Genomic DNA, 17,152 nt, shown 5'->3' on the forward strand with positions numbered 1-17,152 from the left:
GCCGACGTCACCCGAGCGTGACGTCGAGACCGGTCTCGTTTTCGACGTTGTCAGTGACCGGACACCGGTCCTTTACCGACGCGAGCCAGGCGTCGAGATCCGCGTCGCCCGCTGTCTCGACTGAGAGCCTCACGTCCAGTCCCTGGAGGCCCGCACGGTCGTCGACATCTTCCCCTCGGTAGGTAGCGTAATTGATGTCGCCTTCGACTGTCGCCTCGAGCGACTCGATGTCGATGTCCATATCCCGTGCGACCATCGTCCCTGTCGAGTTGAGGCAGGCTAACACCGAGCCGAGGAAGTACTCCACGGGATTCACGTCTTTTCCGACGACGAACTCCGCGTCGCCGGTGTCGACCTGCGTCCGTTTGGGACTGAGACGCGATGCAGTGACTTCGTAGTGAGTGAGGTCCGAATCGCCCATAGAGGGGTGTTCGCAGGCCCGAAAGAATACAGTTTGGTTTTCCCGCGTCACGACGCCGACTGCGGTGCCGACGCCGCGCCCGGGAGCGGTCGACCGCCGTCCGTTTCGATGGGTTGATGCCCGGAACGGCCGACCGGACGGGTATGGCCCGCGAGAACCTCCGTGCGACCGCCGTCGGCTTCGCGGCGACCGCGGGCGTCTTCGCGCTGTTGTTTTATTTCGCAGGCATCGACGAACTGCTCGCGACGCTCGGGCGGGCGGATCTCCGATACGTCGCACTCGTGTTGCTCGTCACGCTCGGGTGGCTTCTGGCGTGGAGCCTCTCTTTGAACACCGTTCTCGACGTTCTCGGTGTCGATCTCGCGTATTCGACCTCCTTTCTCGTCTTCGCCGGGGCGACGTTCGCGAACAACGTCACACCGTTCGGGCAGGCCGGCGGGGAGCCGATCACCGCCTACCTCATCTCCCGCGTCGCGGACACCGAGTACGAGCAGAGCCTCGCCGCGATCGCAAGCGTCGACACGCTCAACTTCGTCCCCTCGATCACGATCGCACTCGTCGGTGCGGGCTACTTCGCCTCCGAGGTCGCACTCGGGGCAAACGAGAACCTCCTCGCGGCGGTCGGGGCCGTCGTGGGGCTTGCGGTCGTCGTGCCCTCGCTCATCTACCTCGGATGGCAGCGTCGCTACCGGCTCGAAACCCGCGTCGTCGACGCGCTGACGCCGCTCATCCGACGGGTCGCCGATCTGGTTCCGCGCGTGCCGGTGCCGACGCCCGAGGGGATCGAACGGCGGATCAACGGGTTCTTCCGGGCGATCGAGCGTGTGGCGTCGAATCCGCGCGGACTCGCGCTCGCGCTCGCGGCGTCGGCGGTCGGTTGGCTCTGTCAGATGGCCGCACTCGGCCTCGCCTTCGAGGCCATCGGCGTCGACGTGCGGCTCTCGATCGCGCTGGTGGTCGTACCGATCGCCGCGATTGCGGGCGTGACACCGCTGCCCGGCGGTGCAGGCGGTATCGAGACCGTGCTGGTAATTCTGCTGCTGGCAGCGCCGCTTCCCGGCGTCCGGGAGGCGACCGCCGTCGCGGCCGTCGTGATCTTCCGGGGCGCGGTCTACTGGGTGCCGACGATCCTCGGCGGGGTTGTCGTCGCCTGGATCGGGACGGGGCTCGGCATCGGCGACCCGGGCTGAGATCGCTGTCGCCGATCGAAATCGCGGTCCGTCCAGCCTCCTGAGAATCCGTCTCACGGCGCGTAGCCCCGATACGATGGCTTTAAACGACGTCGTCGGGTACGCGTAGCTATGGTAAGCGTCTACGACGTTCCGGCCGACGCCCTCATCGAGGACGTCGCCGACCGCCTCGCGGATCGCATCGAGGAGCCCGACTGGATCGAGTTCGCCAAGACCGGCCAGACGAAGGAGATGCCGCCGGAGCAGGACGACTTCTGGCACGTCCGCGCCGCGTCGCTCCTCCGGAAAGTCGCCAAGGAAGGCCCGATCGGCGTCGACCGGCTCTCGACGGAGTACGGCGGCCGCAAGCGCGGCTCGAACCGCTACCGCGTCTCAGGCAACAGCTCCGCGAGCGGCAGCAAGAAGATCATCCGGACGGCGCTCCAGCAGCTCGAAGAGGAGGGCCTCATCGAGACCGCCAAGGGGCAGGGCCGCAAGCTCACCGACGACGGCCGAAGCTTCCTCGACAACGCCGCCGACGACGTCCTCGAAGACCTCGACCGGCCGGAACTCGAACGGTACGCGTGAGCACCGGTTCGACGGGAACCAGCCGAGTTCACAGACGTCTGACGACGTAACCGTTTTTAGCGCTGCGACGGAATCACTATCACGATGAGTGGATCACCCGACGACGACCGACTCGAGGAACTGCGCGAAAAGAAGATGCAGCAGCTCCGTGAACAGGCCGGCGGCGAGGGAGGCGGCCAGGCGAACGAGGCCGCACAGGAGGCCGCCCGCGAGCAGGCCGAGGCCAAACAGGAGGCGATGCTGAAGCAGTATCTCACCGACGGGGCCCGCCAGCGGCTGAACGCCGTCGAGATGTCGAAGCCCGACTTCGCGGAGTCGGCGAAGAAACAGATCCTGGCGCTCGCCCAGAGCGGCCGCATCCAAGACCGGATCGACGAAGAGCAGATGCGGGATCTGCTCAAGGAGCTCCAGCCCGACTCGAAGAGCTTCGATATCCGCAGACGGTAGGCGGATCGTGGAGCTCGCGCTTCTCTACAGTGGCGGGAAGGACTCGACGCTCGCCGCCCTGTTTCTCGACTCCTTCTACGACGTCCGGCTCGTCACCGGCCGCTTCGGCGTCACCGACGACTGGGAACACGCCGCGGCCGCGGCCGACCGGCTCGGGTACCCCTTCGCGGCCGTCGACCTCGATCGGTCGGTCGCGGAGGCGGCCGCCGAGCGGATGCTCGACGACGGCTACCCGCGAAACGGGATCCAGCAGGTCCACGAACACGCCTTAGAGCGAGCGGCCGATCTCGACGTCGACGCCGTCGCCGACGGGACGCGCCGCGACGATCGGGTGCCGACGATCTCCCGGGCGCAGGCCCAGAGCCTCGAAGACCGTCACGGCGTCGACTACCTCTCGCCGCTCGCCGGCCTCGGTCGCCACGCCGTCGACCGACTCGTCGCGGAGACGCTCGACGTCCAGACCGGCCCCTCGGAGTCGATTCCGAAAGGCGACTACGAAGCCGAACTCCGGGCACTGATCGCGGCAGAAGCCGGCGACGACGCCGTCGCGTCGGTGTTTCCCGACCACGAGCAGTCGTACGTGCGCGGCGTTCGATCGGACGGGGACGCAGATAACTGGGCCTGATACTGATTACTCTCACTTTTCCCCGCCGATCACCACCCCCATCGACGGTGCTCGGCGGGAAGAGACGAGAGTAATCAGTATGCGTGAGTCCCTCGACGGCCATCGTCGGACTGATCACGCCCAGCCGTCCGCAGTTCTCACCGGAGATATTTGCGTCCCGAGCGAGTAGTCGCGACGATGCCCTCCTGGTCCCGCAGGCGCCTCCTCGCAGCGATCGGTGCCGTCGGCCTCGCCGGCGGCGGCTGGTATCTCGTCGAACGTCCCCACTGCCGCCCGCGGCGTGAGCCGCGCTGGACGTACCGCGGCGAGCACTGGGGACCTGCTGTCCCGAACGGAGGAACGCTCCTTCTCCCGGAGGGGTACGGCGTCACCGGCGGATCGCAGTACAGACTCGCCGCCGTCGACCGAAACACGGGGCAGGCCCGCTGGTCTGTCGTCGCCGAGGGGGGTGGATTCGGCGTCCCGACACGGCACGACGGCACCGTCTACGTCGGCACCGGACGCGACACGGTGCGCGCTCTCGATGCCGAAACGGGCGCCCGCCGGTGGACGTACGAGGCGGGCGGGCGCGAGGAGTACGGAGGCGGTGCGTGGGGTGCGCCGCTCGTCGCAGCCAATCGGATCTACGCAGGGATCTCTCACTCGATGGATCCGGACGCCGATCCCACCGACGGGACGGACTACACGCACCGCGTCGTCGCGCTCGACCCCGGCGACGGCACCGAACTGTGGGAGACCGACGTGTCCCGGACGGTCTGGGCTGGCCCGGTGTGGGTCGACGACACCGTCGTCGCAGCGTCTCGGGGTGGGACGCTCTACGGGTTCGATCCGGCGACTGGCGGCGTGCGGTTCGAGTTTTCCCTCCCCGGCGGGGTCAAAGCGCCGCTCTCCACCGTCGGCGAGGAGTTCGTGAGTCTGATCACCGAAGACGGGACGGTCGGGTACGTGGACGTTCCTGACGCGACGCTCCGTCGGACGCAGTCTGTCGTCGGCGAAACGACGGCCTCCGAGTGGAGCGGTGACACGCTGTACGTGGGTGGAAAAGACGGGCTCGTCGTCGCCGTCGCAGCCGACGGCGACCGCGTCCGCTGGGAGTACGACGCCGGGGCGCCCGTCGACGGGATCGCCGCCGATCCGGCCGTCGGGGTCGTCGCCGTCGACCGCACGGGGGGTCTCCATCGTCTCTCCGGCGAAGGGAGCAGCGAGTCCCGCGTTCGGATCGTCGAGCGGTCGAACGATGAGGTCTGTGGCTGGTCTGGTGACGTCCAGCGGATCACCGACGCGACGCTGGACCGCGGGGGGCTGTACGTCGCCGGCCGGACGTGGACCCGTCGCTTCCCCGTCACCGACGAATAGATCACGGCTGCTCCTCGCCGTTTCCAGTCACTGTAGCGTCAACATCGGCTCGGTGCGTCCGGCACAAACCAGTGCGCGCTCACGTACCCTCGGTGCGCCGCAGGCGGCCGGTCTGGTCGGTGACAGACAAACGAACCGTGCTACCGGACAGGCACGCCCGGCGTATTAACAAGAAGAATTACTCGAATAGCATATTTTAATATAACTGAGTCAATAGTTGTTAACAGTATGGCGCACATCCATCTCGGCGAAGGGACGTTCCCGCTTTGGGCACTGGTCCTCTGGACAACACTCGGTGTCGCCCTGATCGGCGCGGCGGTCTACCGTATCCGGAAGGAGGAAATCAAGAGTCACCACATCGCGCTCGCCGGTATCGGTGCGGCGGCGAGTTTCGCAATCTTCCAGTTGAACATCCCCGTCTGGGGAGGGATCCACATGAACCTCACCGGACTCGTGGGTATCCTCGCCGGACCGCTTCTCGGCACGCTCATCGCGCTCGTGGTCAACATCTTCTCTGCGGCGCTCGGCCACGGGGCCGTCGGGCTGTTGGGCGCGAACACGCTGGTCAACGCATCCGAGGCGGTCGTCGCCTACTACGTGTTCAGAACGCTGCTTCGATTGGACTGGGACCCGTTCCCCGCGAGCACCGGCGCCGCCACGCTCGGACTGTCGGCCGGTGCCGTCCTGATGGGCGTGATCATCGTCGTCAGCGGCGTCAACGGAAGCGCTCTGCCCCGCGGTGACCTGACGATCGCCGTCGCCGGACTGGTGGGGCTCAACCTCGGGGTGGCAGTCGTCGAGGGGATCCTGACCGGGTTCGTCGTTCAGTTCCTCGTGTCGGTGCGGCCGGACCTCCTCGGCCTGGTCGACGACAACACCCAGGAGGGCTCTACGGAGGTGGCAGTCTGATGCAGCGCTGGAAGCAGTACGGCGGGCTCTTCGGGCTGCTGACAGTCTGTCTTGCCGCCGGCCTGTGGGGGTTCACGTCGACCGGCGGCGCGCTCCCGTGGGCCAAGCGATCCGCCCAGACCCTCCAGCGCGGCATTCAGGAGGGTGGCGGCGCGCTCGTCGATCTCGGACGCGGGATCGTCGTCGCCGGGCCGATCCGCGAGGGCGGGCTGCTGGTCGAGTACCTCGGCGCCGTCGTTCTCCTGGCTGCCATCGGTGTCGGCCTCTACGTCTACGTCAACCGCTACCGTGGAGTGGACGACGCGGAACCGGCTCCCCGATCACCGTGACGACGCTCTCGAATCACGTTCCCGACCCGCGGCTCATCACCGCCTACGCCGAACACCGGGACGGGCCGCTCCACCGAATCAATCCGTGGACGAAGGTCGGCGTCGTGGGCGCGCTCGTCCTCGCGGTGACGGTGGTCGAGAGCCTCGCCGTCCTCGCGGGGCTGTACGCGGCGACGCTTGCGGTCTACGGAATCGCCGGCCTCCCGTATCGTCGGCTCGGCGCCTGGTATACGCTGCCGTCGCTTTTCCTCGTCTCGGTGGCGGGGCCGCTCGCGTTCCTCGAACCGGGGACGCCGATCGGCGGTGTGCTGGCGACGCCCGTCGGCGACCTGTCGGTCACGTGGGAGGGCGCGGTGCTGTTCGGGGAACTCACCTGCCGGTCGCTCACGGTGGTCACGTTCGCGCTCGCCGCGACGATGACCACCAGATACGCGGACATCGCATACCTACTCGGCAGACTCCTCCCGCGGCCGATCGACCAGATTGCGCTGCTCACCTACCGGTTCACCTTCGTGATGCTCGAAACGCTCGAAGAACTGGTCAAAGCCGTGCTCGCCCGGGGTGCCACACCCACGGAGTTCTGGACGAACCGGCGGACGTACGCCCGAATCCTCGGAATGACGCTTCTGACCGCCATCGAACGCTCCGAACGGCTGGTCGTGTCGATGGACGCTCGGGGCTACGAGGGGGACATCACGCTGTACGGCGACGTCCCGCGGCCGCCCCGTCGCGAGGTGCTCGCGGTCGTGGCCTGTTACGTCGGCGTCGTCGGCTATGCGCTGGTCGCCCGCTCCGGGGTGGTGCCTCTATGAGCGCGAACGCGGCCGACGGTCGGTCACCGCTTATCGACCTCCACTGTGAGGCCCACACGTACCCGGACGGGACGGTCGGGATGCACGATGTCGACTTCAGCGTCTACCCCGACGAACTGGTCGCACTCGTCGGCGGCAACGGCGCGGGAAAGTCGACGCTGCTGGAACATCTCAACGCGACGCTCGTTCCGGACGACGGCGAACTCGTCGTCGACGGAACGGAGATCACGGCGGACAACCGGGGCCGTGCCCGCCGCGAAGTCGGCTTCGTCTTCCAGAACGCCGATACGCAACTCGTCGCGCCAACGGTGCTCGACGACGTGCTGTTCGGCCTGCAGAACTACGGCGTGTCCGGCGAGGCGGCGAAACGTCGGGCCCGAGAGGCACTCGCGACGGTCGACGCCGCCCATCTCGAAGACCGAATTCCCCACTACCTCAGCGGCGGGGAGAAACGTCTCGTCGGACTCGCGGGCGTCCTCGTTTTGGAACCCAGCGTCGTCGTCCTCGACGAACCGCTGGCCGGGCTGGACCCACAGCGCTCGCGGCTGGTCGCCGACCGGATCGAGCAGATCCGCGAGGAGGGAATCAGCGTCGTGCTGTCGACCCACGATCTCGAGTTCGCCGCCGCCGTCGCCGATCGCCTCTGCGTGATGGCCGACGGCAACGTCGTCGGAACCGGGACGCCGCGGGAGGTGTTCTACGACGACGCCCTGCTGGCGCGGGCGAACCTCCACCCGCCGAGCGCAGTGCGCGTGGCCCGCGATCTGGGTCTCGATACCGACACGCAACCCGTCACTGAGGCTGACCTCGTGACACACCTCTCCGGCCGCGTTGCCGAACCGACGCGGTGACGCGTCCCGATCGGCGGGCGCCCCGCCCACCGCGGCTTCAACAGTTTCAAGCGCGAGACCGCCGAACCACGCGGTATGTACGACCGACTCAAGGGCTTTCGGGACTTCTACCCCGAGGAGATGGCCCCCCGCCGGGAGGTCATCGACACGCTGGAGGACGCGGCCGCCCGGTACGGCTTCCGCGAGATCTCGACGCCCGCCCTGGAACGGACGGAGATGTACGTCGACAAAAGCGGCGAGGAGATCGTCGAGGAACTGTACGCCTTCGCTGACAAGGGCGGCCGCGAGGTGTCGCTGACGCCGGAGCTGACGCCGACGGTCGCGCGGATGGTGGTCGCGAAACAGCAGGCGCTCTCGAAGCCGATCAAGTGGTACTCCACGCGGCCGTTCTGGCGCTTCGAGCAGGTCCAGCAGGGGCGGTTCAGGGAGTTCTACCAGACGAACGTCGACATCTTCGGCTCGTCGGAACCGGAAGCCGACGCCGAGGTGCTGGCGTTCGCCGCCGACGCGCTCACGAGCTTGGGGCTGACCGGCGAGGACTTCGAGTTCCGCGTCTCCCACCGCGACATCCTCGGCGGACTCCTCAGAGAGTTCGACGCCGACGTCGACGTGCCGGCGGCGATCCGCGCGGTCGACAAGCGGGCGAAGGTCGAAGAGACCGAGTACCTCGGGCTCCTCTCGGATGCGGGGCTGTCCTACGACCAGGCCGAATCCTTCGACGACCTCGTGGCGACCGGCAACCTCGACGAGATCGCCGCGTTCGGCGGTGACGACGTCGCGAGCGCGGTCGAGAACCTCCGGAACGTCCTCGCGGCCGCCGAGGACTTCGGCGCCCGGGAGTTTTGCGAGGTATCGCTGACGACGGCCCGCGGCCTGGACTACTACACCGGCGTCGTCTTCGAGTGCTTCGACTCGACGGGTGAGATCTCCCGCTCGGTCTTCGGCGGCGGCCGCTACGACGACCTCATCGAGAGCTTCGGCGGTCAGCCCACCCCCGCGGTCGGCGTCGCCCCCGGGCTCGCCCCCCTCTCGCTGCTCTGTCAGCGCGCCGGCGTCTGGCCCGAGGAGGCGCTTTCGACCGACTACTACGTGCTGACCGTCGGCGACACCCGCGACGTCGCAGCGCGGATCGCCGGCGACCTCCGCGAGGCGGGGAACGTCGTCGAGACCGACGTCGCCGGCCGGAGCTTCGGCGCGCAGATGGGCTACGCCGACAGCATCAACGCCGAAACGGTCGTCATCGTCGGCGAGCAGGACCTCGCGAACGGCGAGGTGACGGTGAAGGATATGGCCTCCGGCGACCAGACCACCGTCGACGTCGAGTCGTTCCCCGGCGAGGGCTCGCCGACGTACGACGACCTCGCGGAGTGATAATGAGTACTCTCACTGTGTACCGCCGAGCGCCACCCCCGTTGACGGCGCTCGGCGGGAAGAGACGAGAGTACTCAGTATGACGGTGCGCGCCTTCCGGATCGCCTACGACGGGCGGCCGTTCCACGGCTTCCAGCGACAGCCCACCGTGCCGACTATCGAGGACGCGCTCTTCGACGCGCTCGACGCGCTGGGGGTGTACGATCCGGAGACGCAGCACAGACCACCCGACTACGCCGCCGCGGGTCGCACGGACGCCGGCGTCTCCGCGCTCGGGCAGACTGTCGCCGTCGAGTGCCCCGAGTGGTGCACGCCGCGGGCGCTGAACGGCGAACTCCCGGCCGACGTCCGTGCCTGGGCCGCTGCGGCGGTTCCCGAGGGCTTCCACGCGACCCACGATGCGGTCCGCCGCGAATACGTCTACGACCTCTACGGCCCCGACCTCGACGCAGAGCGAGCGGCGGCCGCTGCGGACGAACTCCGCGGCGAACACGACTTCCACAATCTCACGCCCGACGAGCAGGGGACCGTCCGGGAGCTCTCGATCCGGGTCGAGCGCGACGGCACGTTCCTGCCGCTTCGGGTCGCCGCCGACGGCTTCCCGCGACAGCTCGTCCGGCGGCTCGCCTCGCTCGTACGGGGTGTCGCAACGGGTGATCGAACACTCGCTGACGTGCGCCGACTGCTCGGTGCGGAAGCACTCGACGGCCCTCACGGAGTCCCCGCAGCCCCCCCGGAGCCGCTGGTGCTGACGGACGTCTCGTATCCCGACGTCGCGTTCGAGCGGGATCCCGAGGCGGCCGCGAGCGCGACCGAGGTGTTCGGAACCCGGCGGCGGGAGGCGCTGCGCCGCGCACGGGTGACAGGTCGCCTGGTCGACGGGGTCGGCGCGGAGGAGAGCGACCGGGTCGCCGGCGGGGGCGATCAGGTCAGTGATGGGGGCGATCAGGTCGGCGATGGGAGCGGAGGCGACGATCCGTAAGCCGACCGTCTGGTTCGTCATCAGATTCTCGTGCAGTGGTGCAGTCGGGCGATTGCGTTCGGTTCGATCGCGATTTGTTTGTCCCTAAATATTATTTCGATTCAATACAAATCCCCGGCCGATGCCGACATGCGAGAACTGCGGTTCGTTCGTCACTGCGGAGTACGTCCGGGTGTTCGCACCGAACGGGATGGAGCACCCACGCGTCTGCCCGAACTGCGAGGATAAGGTCCGCGACGGTGCCGACGTCCGTGAGGCGCGCGCGACGAGACACTGACGCCGGTTTCACGCGTCTTTTCACCCTCCGCCCCTTTCCGACGGTATGAGCCAACTCGAGGAGTTCCTCGCGGGTGAGCGCCACGAGGACGTCGCGCTGTTTCTCACCGACGCGTATCTCGACAGCGAGGGCAAACTCCCAAAGATGGGCGAGGCAGTCGACTCGGGCTACGTGCTCGTCGTCGACGGCGACGACGGCCGCCGGGCCTTCAGCGCCGGCACCGGAATGGACGCGATGGAGTTCGCCCGCGGCGCGATGGAGACGCGCGGCCACATCTCCAGAGACCTCGACGGCGGCGAGTGTCCCGCAGCGACCGAATCGGCGGATAAGACCTCGAGCGACGAGGCGGAGCCCGGAAACGGCGACCACGAGGTCGAGTTCATCTTCGCGTTCTCCGAGGCGCAAAACGAGGAGGTCGGCGGGCTCTACGCCGACGGCGACGTGATTCACGCGTACGCTCACTGCGCCTGCGGCGTGAGCTACTCCGACAAGTGGGTCGTCGGTAGCGAGAGGGAAACGGGTGTCCAGCCCGGCGGCACCGAGCCGATCGACGCGGCCGAGTAGGTTACCCGATGCGCCGGTCATCCGACGGCCGGTAAACCCAGGATGGAGGCCGCCGAATCAGCGCCTATGGCCGAGCAGGTGCCGGTTACGGTCGTGGCCGACGGCGAGGAGACGACCATCGCAGTCGAGCGCGGTACAAACCTGAGAGCGGCGCTGCTCGCCCACGACTTCCCGGTGTACGGAACGGTCTCTCAGTACGCCAACTGCGGCGGCCGGGGGCTGTGTGCGACCTGTACCGTCGAGGTCGACCCCGCGCCGGAGCCGACCCACTGGCACGACGCCGCGGCGGTCAGATTCGGTTACCCGCGACTCTCCTGCTGTCTCACGGTCGATGAACCACTGCGCGTTCGCCTGCTGGACAAGTACGTCTGGGGGCAGGTCGTCCCGCGGCGATCCGAGAGCGAGTGAGGTGGTGGAACAATCCACCGGCCGCTCTCGCCTCTCATACTGATTACTCTCACTTTTTACCGCCGAGCGCCGCCAACGGGGAGGGCGCTCGGCGGGAAGAGACGAGAGTAATCAGTATCAGGACAGCAGTTCGTCAGCCGGGAGCGCTTCGTCGAGCGCCTCGATCGTCGGCAGTTCCTCGCGAGTGACCACGAACGTGTCGTAGGCGCCGTCCCCTGCGACTGACTGGCCGACCGTGATCCCGGTGACGACCCGGCCCGCGTTGTCGCTGCCGACGAACACGATACTCGCGTCCTTCTCGCGGGCGACCCGTCGAATCCGCCCCGCGATCGTCCCGCGCGGCGCGTACCTGTCGACGAACACGTGCCGGAACTCCGCGTCCGGGGCCAGTTCCGCGACCGCGTCTCGAAGGTGTGTGACGACCGCCTCGGCGTCGAACTGCTCGCCGGTATCGATCCAGCCCTTCTCTCTTGCGTAGTTCGTATTGCCCTGCGGAATCACACTCACGACGACGACACCCTCGTTCAGGACGGTGTCAAACTGCGCCGCACGGACGAGCGCCGCCTGCGAGAGCGGCGATCCGTCGAACGGGACGACCAGTGACATACGCCGAGACAGACGGTCGTGTTCCGAGTAGTTTTCGTATCGAACATCGAACGGTACCACCGTCGCTGCGTTCAGTTTCGTCCGGTACGGCGGAAACCGTTGATACGTGAATTTGTGCTAATATAAAATAGCCAACTGGAATCTGATGCGAGTTATCGTCCAACTAACTATCGATGCGAAAGTATAGTATGAAGCTATGCTCCGGTCACTGTGGGGCCTCCGGACGAAGCGACCAGTGCTATTTGCGGTCTCAGTGGGAACGGTCTGCCTCTTATTGGCTTATCCCGTCCTCGACGTTATACTCCAGAGTATCGGACTGAGCTATCCGTTCACGCCTGAGAGCGGCCACGACTTTGCCGCATACTATCTTGCTGCCCGACGGTTTCTTGCCGGAGTCCATCTCTACCCTGAAGAAATCGGGGTGATCGTTACAGGAAACGGGTATACCCCCTATTCCGCGACCGAGACACTGGGACTCGGAGATGTCCTCCCGCCTGCAGATGATCCAAGAGTCAGCGCGTACATTTATCCACCCGTAATCGTCCTCGTGTTCGTCCCGTTCAGTCTCCTTCCGTTCCAGGCGGCGTACGTTCTCTGGAACGTCGTGTCGTTGTTCGCCCTCTGGGTCGGCATCCTTTCGCTGGTCCGGACCTACGGCGTCACCCTATCCCGGGTCGAAAAGGTGCTGGTGCTTTGGGCGCTTGTCGGGTTTCAACCAGTCCTCTACGCCCTCAAACAGGGACAGATAGCAGTCGCGTTGGCGGCGCTGTTTTGCTTCGCCGCCGTTGCCTTCGAACGCGGGCGAAATGCACCCGACCAACGTCAGCAAGGAAGCCGACGGACCCGCCTCATTTCCGGTGTGCTGACGACTCTCGCCAGTTTCCCGAAACTCTTCTATGCGACGTCCGGCGCCCACCTGCTCCACGACCGCGATCGGTTGACGGGGGCGCTCGGTACGCTCGTCCTCCTCGGGAGCCTCTCGGTCGTCGTCTTCGGGGTCGAACAGCATCTGAGATTTTTCGAGATCCTCATGGTTGGGAAGGGGTGGGGAGAATCGATGCCACTCGCGTCGTTCGCACACGACGGGTTCCATCCCGGCTACTACAACCCGTTCTATGTGGCGGGGTCCTTCTCGCTTGCACTCCGGGGATTGCTCCTCTTTAGCCTCGTCGGATTAGTCGTGGTTACCCGGGGTCGTCCAGACGTGGAACGGCCGACCTTCGTGCTCGGACTAGCGGCCATACCGCTACTTGCACCCGAAGCATACACCATCGAGTTCGCATCACTCCTGCCCGCAGCTATTATGCTTGGCTACGACGAGTGGAAGCGCACCGGCGGCGTCCCGTCAGTCGCCCCCGTTGCGGTGGCCTTATTCGGCGTCCATCTACAGGCGCTCCGTCTCCTCGCGTGGATAGTCCCGTCTAAGGTACCGAGACTCGACTTCCTCGTGCCTGCGATGGCCTTCCTTCAGCCGGGACTGCTTGGAAACCTCCTCCTGTGCGGACTGGCCGGATACCGCGTCGTCGAACCGCTCCTCTCGGAATCCAACATCCCTCATATTCGTCCTTGGAATGAGTAAAATAGCTCCTGAAACCGTTGATAAATACGACATCAGGCAGTAGTCGAAATCCGGGACGACAGGCCGACCGAACCGAAACGAGCCTACCGTTCGTCCTCGTCGGGGTTCCCGTCAGTATCGTCCGCCGCCGCAACTTCCGCGGCCACCCGCTCGAACGCCCGGAGGATGACGCGCTTCGTGGTCGCTCCCTGCGTCGACCAGTGGTGAGCGTAATCGAGCATATCGTCGTAGATATCGGGTTTACAGCCCGCGGCCCGCGGATGGCCGCCCCCGTTGACGTAGCCGGCGACCTCGTGGGCGCGCTCGAATCCCTCCGAACCGCGGATGCTCGCGCTGCCGGCGGGTTTGACGACCACGGCGGCATCGGCACCCTCTTTGCGGAGCGCCTCGGCGACTTCGTTCTGCGAACAGCGCCCGTACGTCACCCCGACCGTCCACGGGCCCACGCGCTTCATCTCTGCGCGGTCGACCGCGGCCTCGATCAGTTCGCGCTTCTCGACGCGACGGAGTTCGATGTACTCTTCGACGACGTCGGGGAGGTCGGCGCCGAAGGTCCCGACGACGGTGACGTACTCCTCGGGATCGACCCAGTAAGCGTAGTCCGCGAGGTCGTCGCTGCGGGGGTCGTCCTTCTGCCAGAGGTCGTGATCGCGCGTGACCGCCGCGAGGTCGACCCACTGGTCGTCGAAGTCGTAGTCGAGCGACCGGAGCGCCACGTCGACGGTACACTCCTCGTCGGACTCGCCGACGACGAGGTCGACGCCCGCCTCGCGGACCGCCGCGGCGGTCGCCTCGTCCCACTGGTGGTGGTCGTACCACGAGACCGACGCCGCCAGTTCGCCCGCAGCGGCGAGTTCCTCGGCGATCCACTCGTACTCGTCGGGACAGAGATCACAGACGTAGAGGTCGATGCCCGCGGGCGCGTACTCGGCGACGTTTTCCAGGGCCTCGTCCAGCGAGTAGGGACCCGCACCGACGAGCGCGACTGTCGAGCGAGGTTCGTCCGTCTCGTCGGCCTCGTCGTCATCGTCAGAAGGAGTGTCGCGCTCCCAGCGCTCGATGCGGTCCGTGACGTCGGACTCGAAGGACGCCCACTCGAGAGTGGCGTCGTACATCTCGCGGAGCAGCGCGACACAGCCCAGACCGTCGGCGTCGGTGTCGGCGACGACGACGGCTTCAGCGCCGTCGACGGCGGCCTCGACCCGCGCTTCGGTTCGGTCCTCGTCGAGCGAGTCGGGGTAAAAAAAGCCCGTGCCCGGGAGCTGTGACTTCCGGGTCAGCGGGAGACTCGCGCTGTCGATGAGTTCGTCGTCCATAGCCTTCGAGACGGGCGCCCGGGTGAAAACCGGCGCGGTTCGACGTCGTTGTTGGACGGGGTCGCGCCGTTCAGGCCCGCTCGGGGGTGCCGCTCAACTCCGTCTCACCCTCGTCGGCGGCGAGCTGTCGGACGGTCAAGACGGGGATGGGACACGTTCTGACCACTCGCTCGGCGACCGAGCCGATGAGAAACCGGTTCTCCCCGTGTCGCCCGCGGGTTCCCATCGCCACCATATCGGCGTCGACACCGCGGGCGTACTCGTCGATCACGGACGCGGGGTGCCCCTCCCGGATGACGGTGACGACCTCGCTGTCCGTCGATTCACGGACCTCGGCGATCGCCTCGCGGCCGCGCTCTTCGAGGGCATCACGCATCTCGCCGCGGAGTCGCTCCGGCGAGGACGCCACGTCGCCCTCGTCGACGACGTACAGACAGTGGATCTCGGCGTCGAACCGCTCGGCGAGATCGAGCGCCACGTCGATGGCCCGGCGGACGCTCCCGGAGCCGTCTGTGGCGACGACGATCGTCTCGAACATAGTCGGCGGTTCGCGTTCGGCCGGCATAAATCCCGTCGGGTCCGTTCGCTTCGCTCACTTCCCCACGTAGTCACGTTCGATGACGCTCACGTGACCCCCGTCGAGTCCGTTTTGCGGAGTTTACGTGTGAGCGAGTTTTGTCTCGCTTCGTGGCGAATCCCCGTCAGGTCCGTTCACCCACGTCTCGTTTCGGAATCACCGGACAGCGATGGAATTGTGCGACGGTCATATATCGTTCAAGCCGTCCGCAGTTCCACCGAGCGACTGGTACCCGCGAGTCGGAGACCGGAGCCGCGAGACGACTGGGAATGCCGCGCCGAGGAACGGCGTCGGGATCGGACAACCTCGATGGTCGATCAGATCATCTCCGAGCACCGCGCCGAGAGGAAAAGCGAGGGGCGGTAGCGTGGGGGTTCTGACCCACGCAGGGGAGTCATACGACGGTGTATTCACGAGCAGAAACACGAGTAGAGCGTGATAGTTCTCGCTGCGCGTACCCCTCTCAGACTGAGTAATGGGCCTATAATTTAATAATTTCAAGACAACCCCACTGTATGAGAGCCCGGCTTCTGGTCGCGCTGGCGGTGACAGGACTCCTCCTGACCGGTCCGGCGGCAACGACGGTGGCCGCGCAGTCGACTGATCAGGTCACGCTGACCGTCTCGGTCGTCGATCAGGACGGTGATCCGATCAGCAACGCCGAACTGACGGCGACCTGGGAGAACGGTTCGGCGACCGAGACGACCGCAAGCAACGGCAAGGCGTTCATCGACGTGGAACGGGGGGCGAACGTCACGATCACCGTATCACACCCAGACTATATCCGCAACCAGCCGTTCACCGTTGAGAACGCGACCGAGCAGGACGTAACGATCCCGGCGTACCAGCAGGGTCAGTTGTCGGTCGTCGTCGCCGACGATAACGGGGGGGTCGCCGACGCGCGAGTCGTCCTCCGGCAGAACGGCCGGATCGTATCGCAGGTGCGGACCAACGAAAGCGGGGTGTTCGCCTCGGAATCCATAGAGCAGGGCGAGTACACTGTCGCCGTAGTGAAGCCGGGGTACTTCCGGAACGTCACTACCGTGCAGGTCGGCGCGTCGAATCGGACTCGGATACTCGTCGAACGCGGAACCGTCTCGCTAACCGTCGCCGTGCAGGACCCGCACTTCTCGCCACCCCATCCTATCAGTAATGCTACAGTCCGTATCGGATCAGTCGGTCAACTCCAGACGCTCGCCGGCGGAGAGGCACGCGTCAGCGTGCCGGTCAACACCGACCTGTCGATCACGGTCGAGAAGGAGGAGTACAACGACGTAACGAAGCGTGTAGCGGTCGAAGAATCCGATCTTCGCGTGAACGTCTCGGCGAACCGGACACCTTCATTGCAGCTCGAATCGATGAACACGCGCGTCGTGGCGGGTGAACGGGTGGGTGTCAGAGTCGTCGACGAGTACTCCGACCCCATCGAGGGCGCAACCATACTGCTCGACAGTGAGGACGTCGACTCCACCGACGCCGACGGCCGTGCGGTAGTGACAGTCGAGGAGCCGGGGAATCACACGCTCGCCGCCAACAAGGACGGCTTGAACTCCTCTTCGGTGACAATCCGCGCAATTCCCGAGGAGGGGGAGACGGTGACGTCAACGTCGACGCAGACGCTGACGACGGCTGAGACCTCGCCCGGTTCCGGCTCCAGCACTCCGGGCTTCACGCCACTCACTGCGGTACTCGCTATCGTCGTGTCGCTTTCGATCTTCGCGCTCCGTCGTCGCTGAGTGCGGGGTCGATTCGCGGCCGACGTCCGTGGGCTGGCGGCCCGACCGCGGCGAACGACCGGCGCGCGTTCTGCCATCCCCCCGAAGTCGTCGAGAGTTCGCCCGCCCGCGACGCCGGCGAGCGCGCCGACTGCCACGAACAGGCCCGCTTTCGTCACGGCGTACCGACGAGGTGGCTGAGTCCGCCGAAACCCGCGGTCTCGTTGACGACAGCGAACCGAGACGAGCG

At 66.4% G+C, this 17,152-nt stretch carries 20 protein-coding genes; 16 read left to right on the forward strand and 4 right to left on the reverse strand.

Features of this window, described 5'->3' with window-relative positions; all coding sequences use genetic code 11:
* Positions 1-7 precede the first annotated feature (7 nt).
* Positions 8-421 carry an OsmC family protein gene (locus tag RJT48_RS18565; protein WP_311173849.1) on the reverse strand — a complete coding sequence of 138 codons (414 nt, stop codon included), beginning with the start codon at positions 419-421 and terminating at the stop codon, positions 8-10.
* A gap of 143 nt (positions 422-564) precedes the next feature.
* On the opposite strand from RJT48_RS18565, the gene RJT48_RS18570 reads away from it, so the two are divergent.
* The 14 genes from RJT48_RS18570 to RJT48_RS18635 all read left to right on the forward strand — a co-directional run bounded on the left by RJT48_RS18570 (position 565) and on the right by RJT48_RS18635 (position 11,109).
* A complete protein-coding gene (locus tag RJT48_RS18570) occupies positions 565-1,611 on the forward strand; it encodes a lysylphosphatidylglycerol synthase transmembrane domain-containing protein (protein WP_311173850.1) in 1,047 nt (348 codons plus the stop codon).
* 111 nt (positions 1,612-1,722) lie between these two features.
* The gene (locus RJT48_RS18575; RefSeq protein WP_311173851.1) at positions 1,723-2,178 is read left to right on the forward strand and encodes a 30S ribosomal protein S19e; all 456 of its coding nucleotides are present in this window, start codon (positions 1,723-1,725) and stop codon (positions 2,176-2,178) included.
* 84 nt (positions 2,179-2,262) lie between these two features.
* Positions 2,263-2,625, forward strand: a complete 363-nt coding sequence (locus tag RJT48_RS18580) for a DNA-binding protein (RefSeq protein ID WP_311173852.1) — start codon at positions 2,263-2,265, stop codon at positions 2,623-2,625.
* A gap of 7 nt (positions 2,626-2,632) precedes the next feature.
* Positions 2,633-3,250, forward strand: a complete 618-nt coding sequence (locus tag RJT48_RS18585; protein ID WP_311173853.1) for a DUF7411 family protein — start codon at positions 2,633-2,635, stop codon at positions 3,248-3,250.
* 177 nt (positions 3,251-3,427) lie between these two features.
* A complete protein-coding gene (locus RJT48_RS18590) occupies positions 3,428-4,606 on the forward strand; it encodes a PQQ-binding-like beta-propeller repeat protein (RefSeq protein WP_311173854.1) in 1,179 nt (392 codons plus the stop codon).
* Between the two features lie 228 nt (positions 4,607-4,834).
* The gene (locus RJT48_RS18595) at positions 4,835-5,515 is read left to right on the forward strand and encodes an energy-coupling factor ABC transporter permease (RefSeq protein WP_311173855.1); all 681 of its coding nucleotides are present in this window, start codon (positions 4,835-4,837) and stop codon (positions 5,513-5,515) included.
* Positions 5,515-5,844 (forward strand): cobalamin transport operon protein, encoded by a 330-nt coding sequence (locus RJT48_RS18600; protein WP_311173856.1) that lies wholly within the window; start codon positions 5,515-5,517, stop codon positions 5,842-5,844. The genes RJT48_RS18595 and RJT48_RS18600 overlap by 1 nt, the downstream gene beginning before the upstream one ends.
* The gene (locus tag RJT48_RS18605; RefSeq protein ID WP_311173857.1) at positions 5,841-6,656 is read left to right on the forward strand and encodes an energy-coupling factor transporter transmembrane component T family protein; all 816 of its coding nucleotides are present in this window, start codon (positions 5,841-5,843) and stop codon (positions 6,654-6,656) included. The genes RJT48_RS18600 and RJT48_RS18605 overlap by 4 nt, the downstream gene beginning before the upstream one ends.
* Before the next feature lie 80 nt (positions 6,657-6,736).
* Positions 6,737-7,507, forward strand: coding sequence for an energy-coupling factor ABC transporter ATP-binding protein (locus RJT48_RS18610; RefSeq protein ID WP_311173926.1), 771 nt, complete (start codon positions 6,737-6,739; stop codon positions 7,505-7,507).
* Between the two features lie 75 nt (positions 7,508-7,582).
* Entirely contained in the window at positions 7,583-8,878 is a 1,296-nt protein-coding gene (hisS, locus tag RJT48_RS18615; RefSeq protein WP_311173858.1) for a histidine--tRNA ligase, read from the forward strand.
* A gap of 85 nt (positions 8,879-8,963) precedes the next feature.
* The gene (gene truA / locus RJT48_RS18620; RefSeq protein ID WP_311173927.1) at positions 8,964-9,860 is read left to right on the forward strand and encodes a tRNA pseudouridine(38-40) synthase TruA; all 897 of its coding nucleotides are present in this window, start codon (positions 8,964-8,966) and stop codon (positions 9,858-9,860) included.
* A 121-nt stretch (positions 9,861-9,981) separates the two neighbouring features.
* The gene (locus RJT48_RS18625; protein WP_175454551.1) at positions 9,982-10,137 is read left to right on the forward strand and encodes a DUF7563 family protein; all 156 of its coding nucleotides are present in this window, start codon (positions 9,982-9,984) and stop codon (positions 10,135-10,137) included.
* A 45-nt stretch (positions 10,138-10,182) separates the two neighbouring features.
* Entirely contained in the window at positions 10,183-10,701 is a 519-nt protein-coding gene (locus RJT48_RS18630) for a DUF5807 family protein (RefSeq protein WP_311173859.1), read from the forward strand.
* 66 nt (positions 10,702-10,767) lie between these two features.
* A complete protein-coding gene (locus RJT48_RS18635; protein ID WP_311173860.1) occupies positions 10,768-11,109 on the forward strand; it encodes a 2Fe-2S iron-sulfur cluster-binding protein in 342 nt (113 codons plus the stop codon).
* A gap of 117 nt (positions 11,110-11,226) precedes the next feature.
* Here the strand turns inward: RJT48_RS18635 and RJT48_RS18640 are convergent, their stop codons facing one another.
* Entirely contained in the window at positions 11,227-11,715 is a 489-nt protein-coding gene (locus tag RJT48_RS18640) for a universal stress protein (RefSeq protein ID WP_311173861.1), read from the reverse strand.
* A 196-nt stretch (positions 11,716-11,911) separates the two neighbouring features.
* On the opposite strand from RJT48_RS18640, the gene RJT48_RS18645 reads away from it, so the two are divergent.
* Positions 11,912-13,294: a glycosyltransferase family 87 protein gene (locus tag RJT48_RS18645; protein WP_311173862.1), complete on the forward strand. Its 1,383-nt coding sequence runs from the start codon at positions 11,912-11,914 to the stop codon at positions 13,292-13,294.
* Positions 13,295-13,377: 83 nt separating this feature from the next.
* On the opposite strand, the gene RJT48_RS18650 is transcribed toward RJT48_RS18645, so the two are convergent.
* A complete protein-coding gene (locus RJT48_RS18650) occupies positions 13,378-14,610 on the reverse strand; it encodes a DHH family phosphoesterase (RefSeq protein WP_311173863.1) in 1,233 nt (410 codons plus the stop codon).
* Between the two features lie 70 nt (positions 14,611-14,680).
* Positions 14,681-15,148, reverse strand: coding sequence for a universal stress protein (locus tag RJT48_RS18655; RefSeq protein WP_311173864.1), 468 nt, complete (start codon positions 15,146-15,148; stop codon positions 14,681-14,683).
* Positions 15,149-15,702: 554 nt separating this feature from the next.
* Between RJT48_RS18655 and RJT48_RS18660 the strand changes: the two genes are divergently transcribed.
* On the forward strand, positions 15,703-16,923 hold the full coding sequence (locus RJT48_RS18660; RefSeq protein ID WP_311173865.1) for a carboxypeptidase regulatory-like domain-containing protein: 1,221 nt from the start codon (positions 15,703-15,705) through the stop codon (positions 16,921-16,923).
* Positions 16,924-17,152 lie beyond the last annotated feature (229 nt).

It is taken from the genome of Halobellus ordinarius (genome assembly GCF_031823395.1).
Taxonomy (GTDB): domain Archaea; phylum Halobacteriota; class Halobacteria; order Halobacteriales; family Haloferacaceae; genus Haloquadratum; species Haloquadratum ordinarius.

What these genes read in the sequence shown, in the direction of transcription:
- RJT48_RS18565 (WP_311173849.1), bottom strand. Translation starts at nt 421, where the DNA reads ATGGGCGATTCGGACCTCACTCACTACGAAGTCACTGCATCGCGTCTC.
- RJT48_RS18570 (WP_311173850.1), top strand. Translation starts at nt 565, where the DNA reads ATGGCCCGCGAGAACCTCCGTGCGACCGCCGTCGGCTTCGCGGCGACC.
- RJT48_RS18575 (WP_311173851.1), top strand. Translation starts at nt 1,723, where the DNA reads ATGGTAAGCGTCTACGACGTTCCGGCCGACGCCCTCATCGAGGACGTC.
- RJT48_RS18580 (WP_311173852.1), top strand. Translation starts at nt 2,263, where the DNA reads ATGAGTGGATCACCCGACGACGACCGACTCGAGGAACTGCGCGAAAAG.
- RJT48_RS18590 (WP_311173854.1), top strand. Translation starts at nt 3,428, where the DNA reads ATGCCCTCCTGGTCCCGCAGGCGCCTCCTCGCAGCGATCGGTGCCGTC.
- RJT48_RS18595 (WP_311173855.1), top strand. Translation starts at nt 4,835, where the DNA reads ATGGCGCACATCCATCTCGGCGAAGGGACGTTCCCGCTTTGGGCACTG.
- RJT48_RS18600 (WP_311173856.1), top strand. Translation starts at nt 5,515, where the DNA reads ATGCAGCGCTGGAAGCAGTACGGCGGGCTCTTCGGGCTGCTGACAGTC.
- RJT48_RS18610 (WP_311173926.1), top strand. Translation starts at nt 6,737, where the DNA reads ATGCACGATGTCGACTTCAGCGTCTACCCCGACGAACTGGTCGCACTC.
- hisS (WP_311173858.1), top strand. Translation starts at nt 7,583, where the DNA reads ATGTACGACCGACTCAAGGGCTTTCGGGACTTCTACCCCGAGGAGATG.
- RJT48_RS18625 (WP_175454551.1), top strand. Translation starts at nt 9,982, where the DNA reads ATGCCGACATGCGAGAACTGCGGTTCGTTCGTCACTGCGGAGTACGTC.
- RJT48_RS18630 (WP_311173859.1), top strand. Translation starts at nt 10,183, where the DNA reads ATGAGCCAACTCGAGGAGTTCCTCGCGGGTGAGCGCCACGAGGACGTC.
- RJT48_RS18635 (WP_311173860.1), top strand. Translation starts at nt 10,768, where the DNA reads ATGGCCGAGCAGGTGCCGGTTACGGTCGTGGCCGACGGCGAGGAGACG.
- RJT48_RS18640 (WP_311173861.1), bottom strand. Translation starts at nt 11,715, where the DNA reads ATGTCACTGGTCGTCCCGTTCGACGGATCGCCGCTCTCGCAGGCGGCG.
- RJT48_RS18645 (WP_311173862.1), top strand. Translation starts at nt 11,912, where the DNA reads ATGCTCCGGTCACTGTGGGGCCTCCGGACGAAGCGACCAGTGCTATTT.
- RJT48_RS18650 (WP_311173863.1), bottom strand. Translation starts at nt 14,610, where the DNA reads ATGGACGACGAACTCATCGACAGCGCGAGTCTCCCGCTGACCCGGAAG.
- RJT48_RS18655 (WP_311173864.1), bottom strand. Translation starts at nt 15,148, where the DNA reads ATGTTCGAGACGATCGTCGTCGCCACAGACGGCTCCGGGAGCGTCCGC.
- RJT48_RS18660 (WP_311173865.1), top strand. Translation starts at nt 15,703, where the DNA reads ATGAGAGCCCGGCTTCTGGTCGCGCTGGCGGTGACAGGACTCCTCCTG.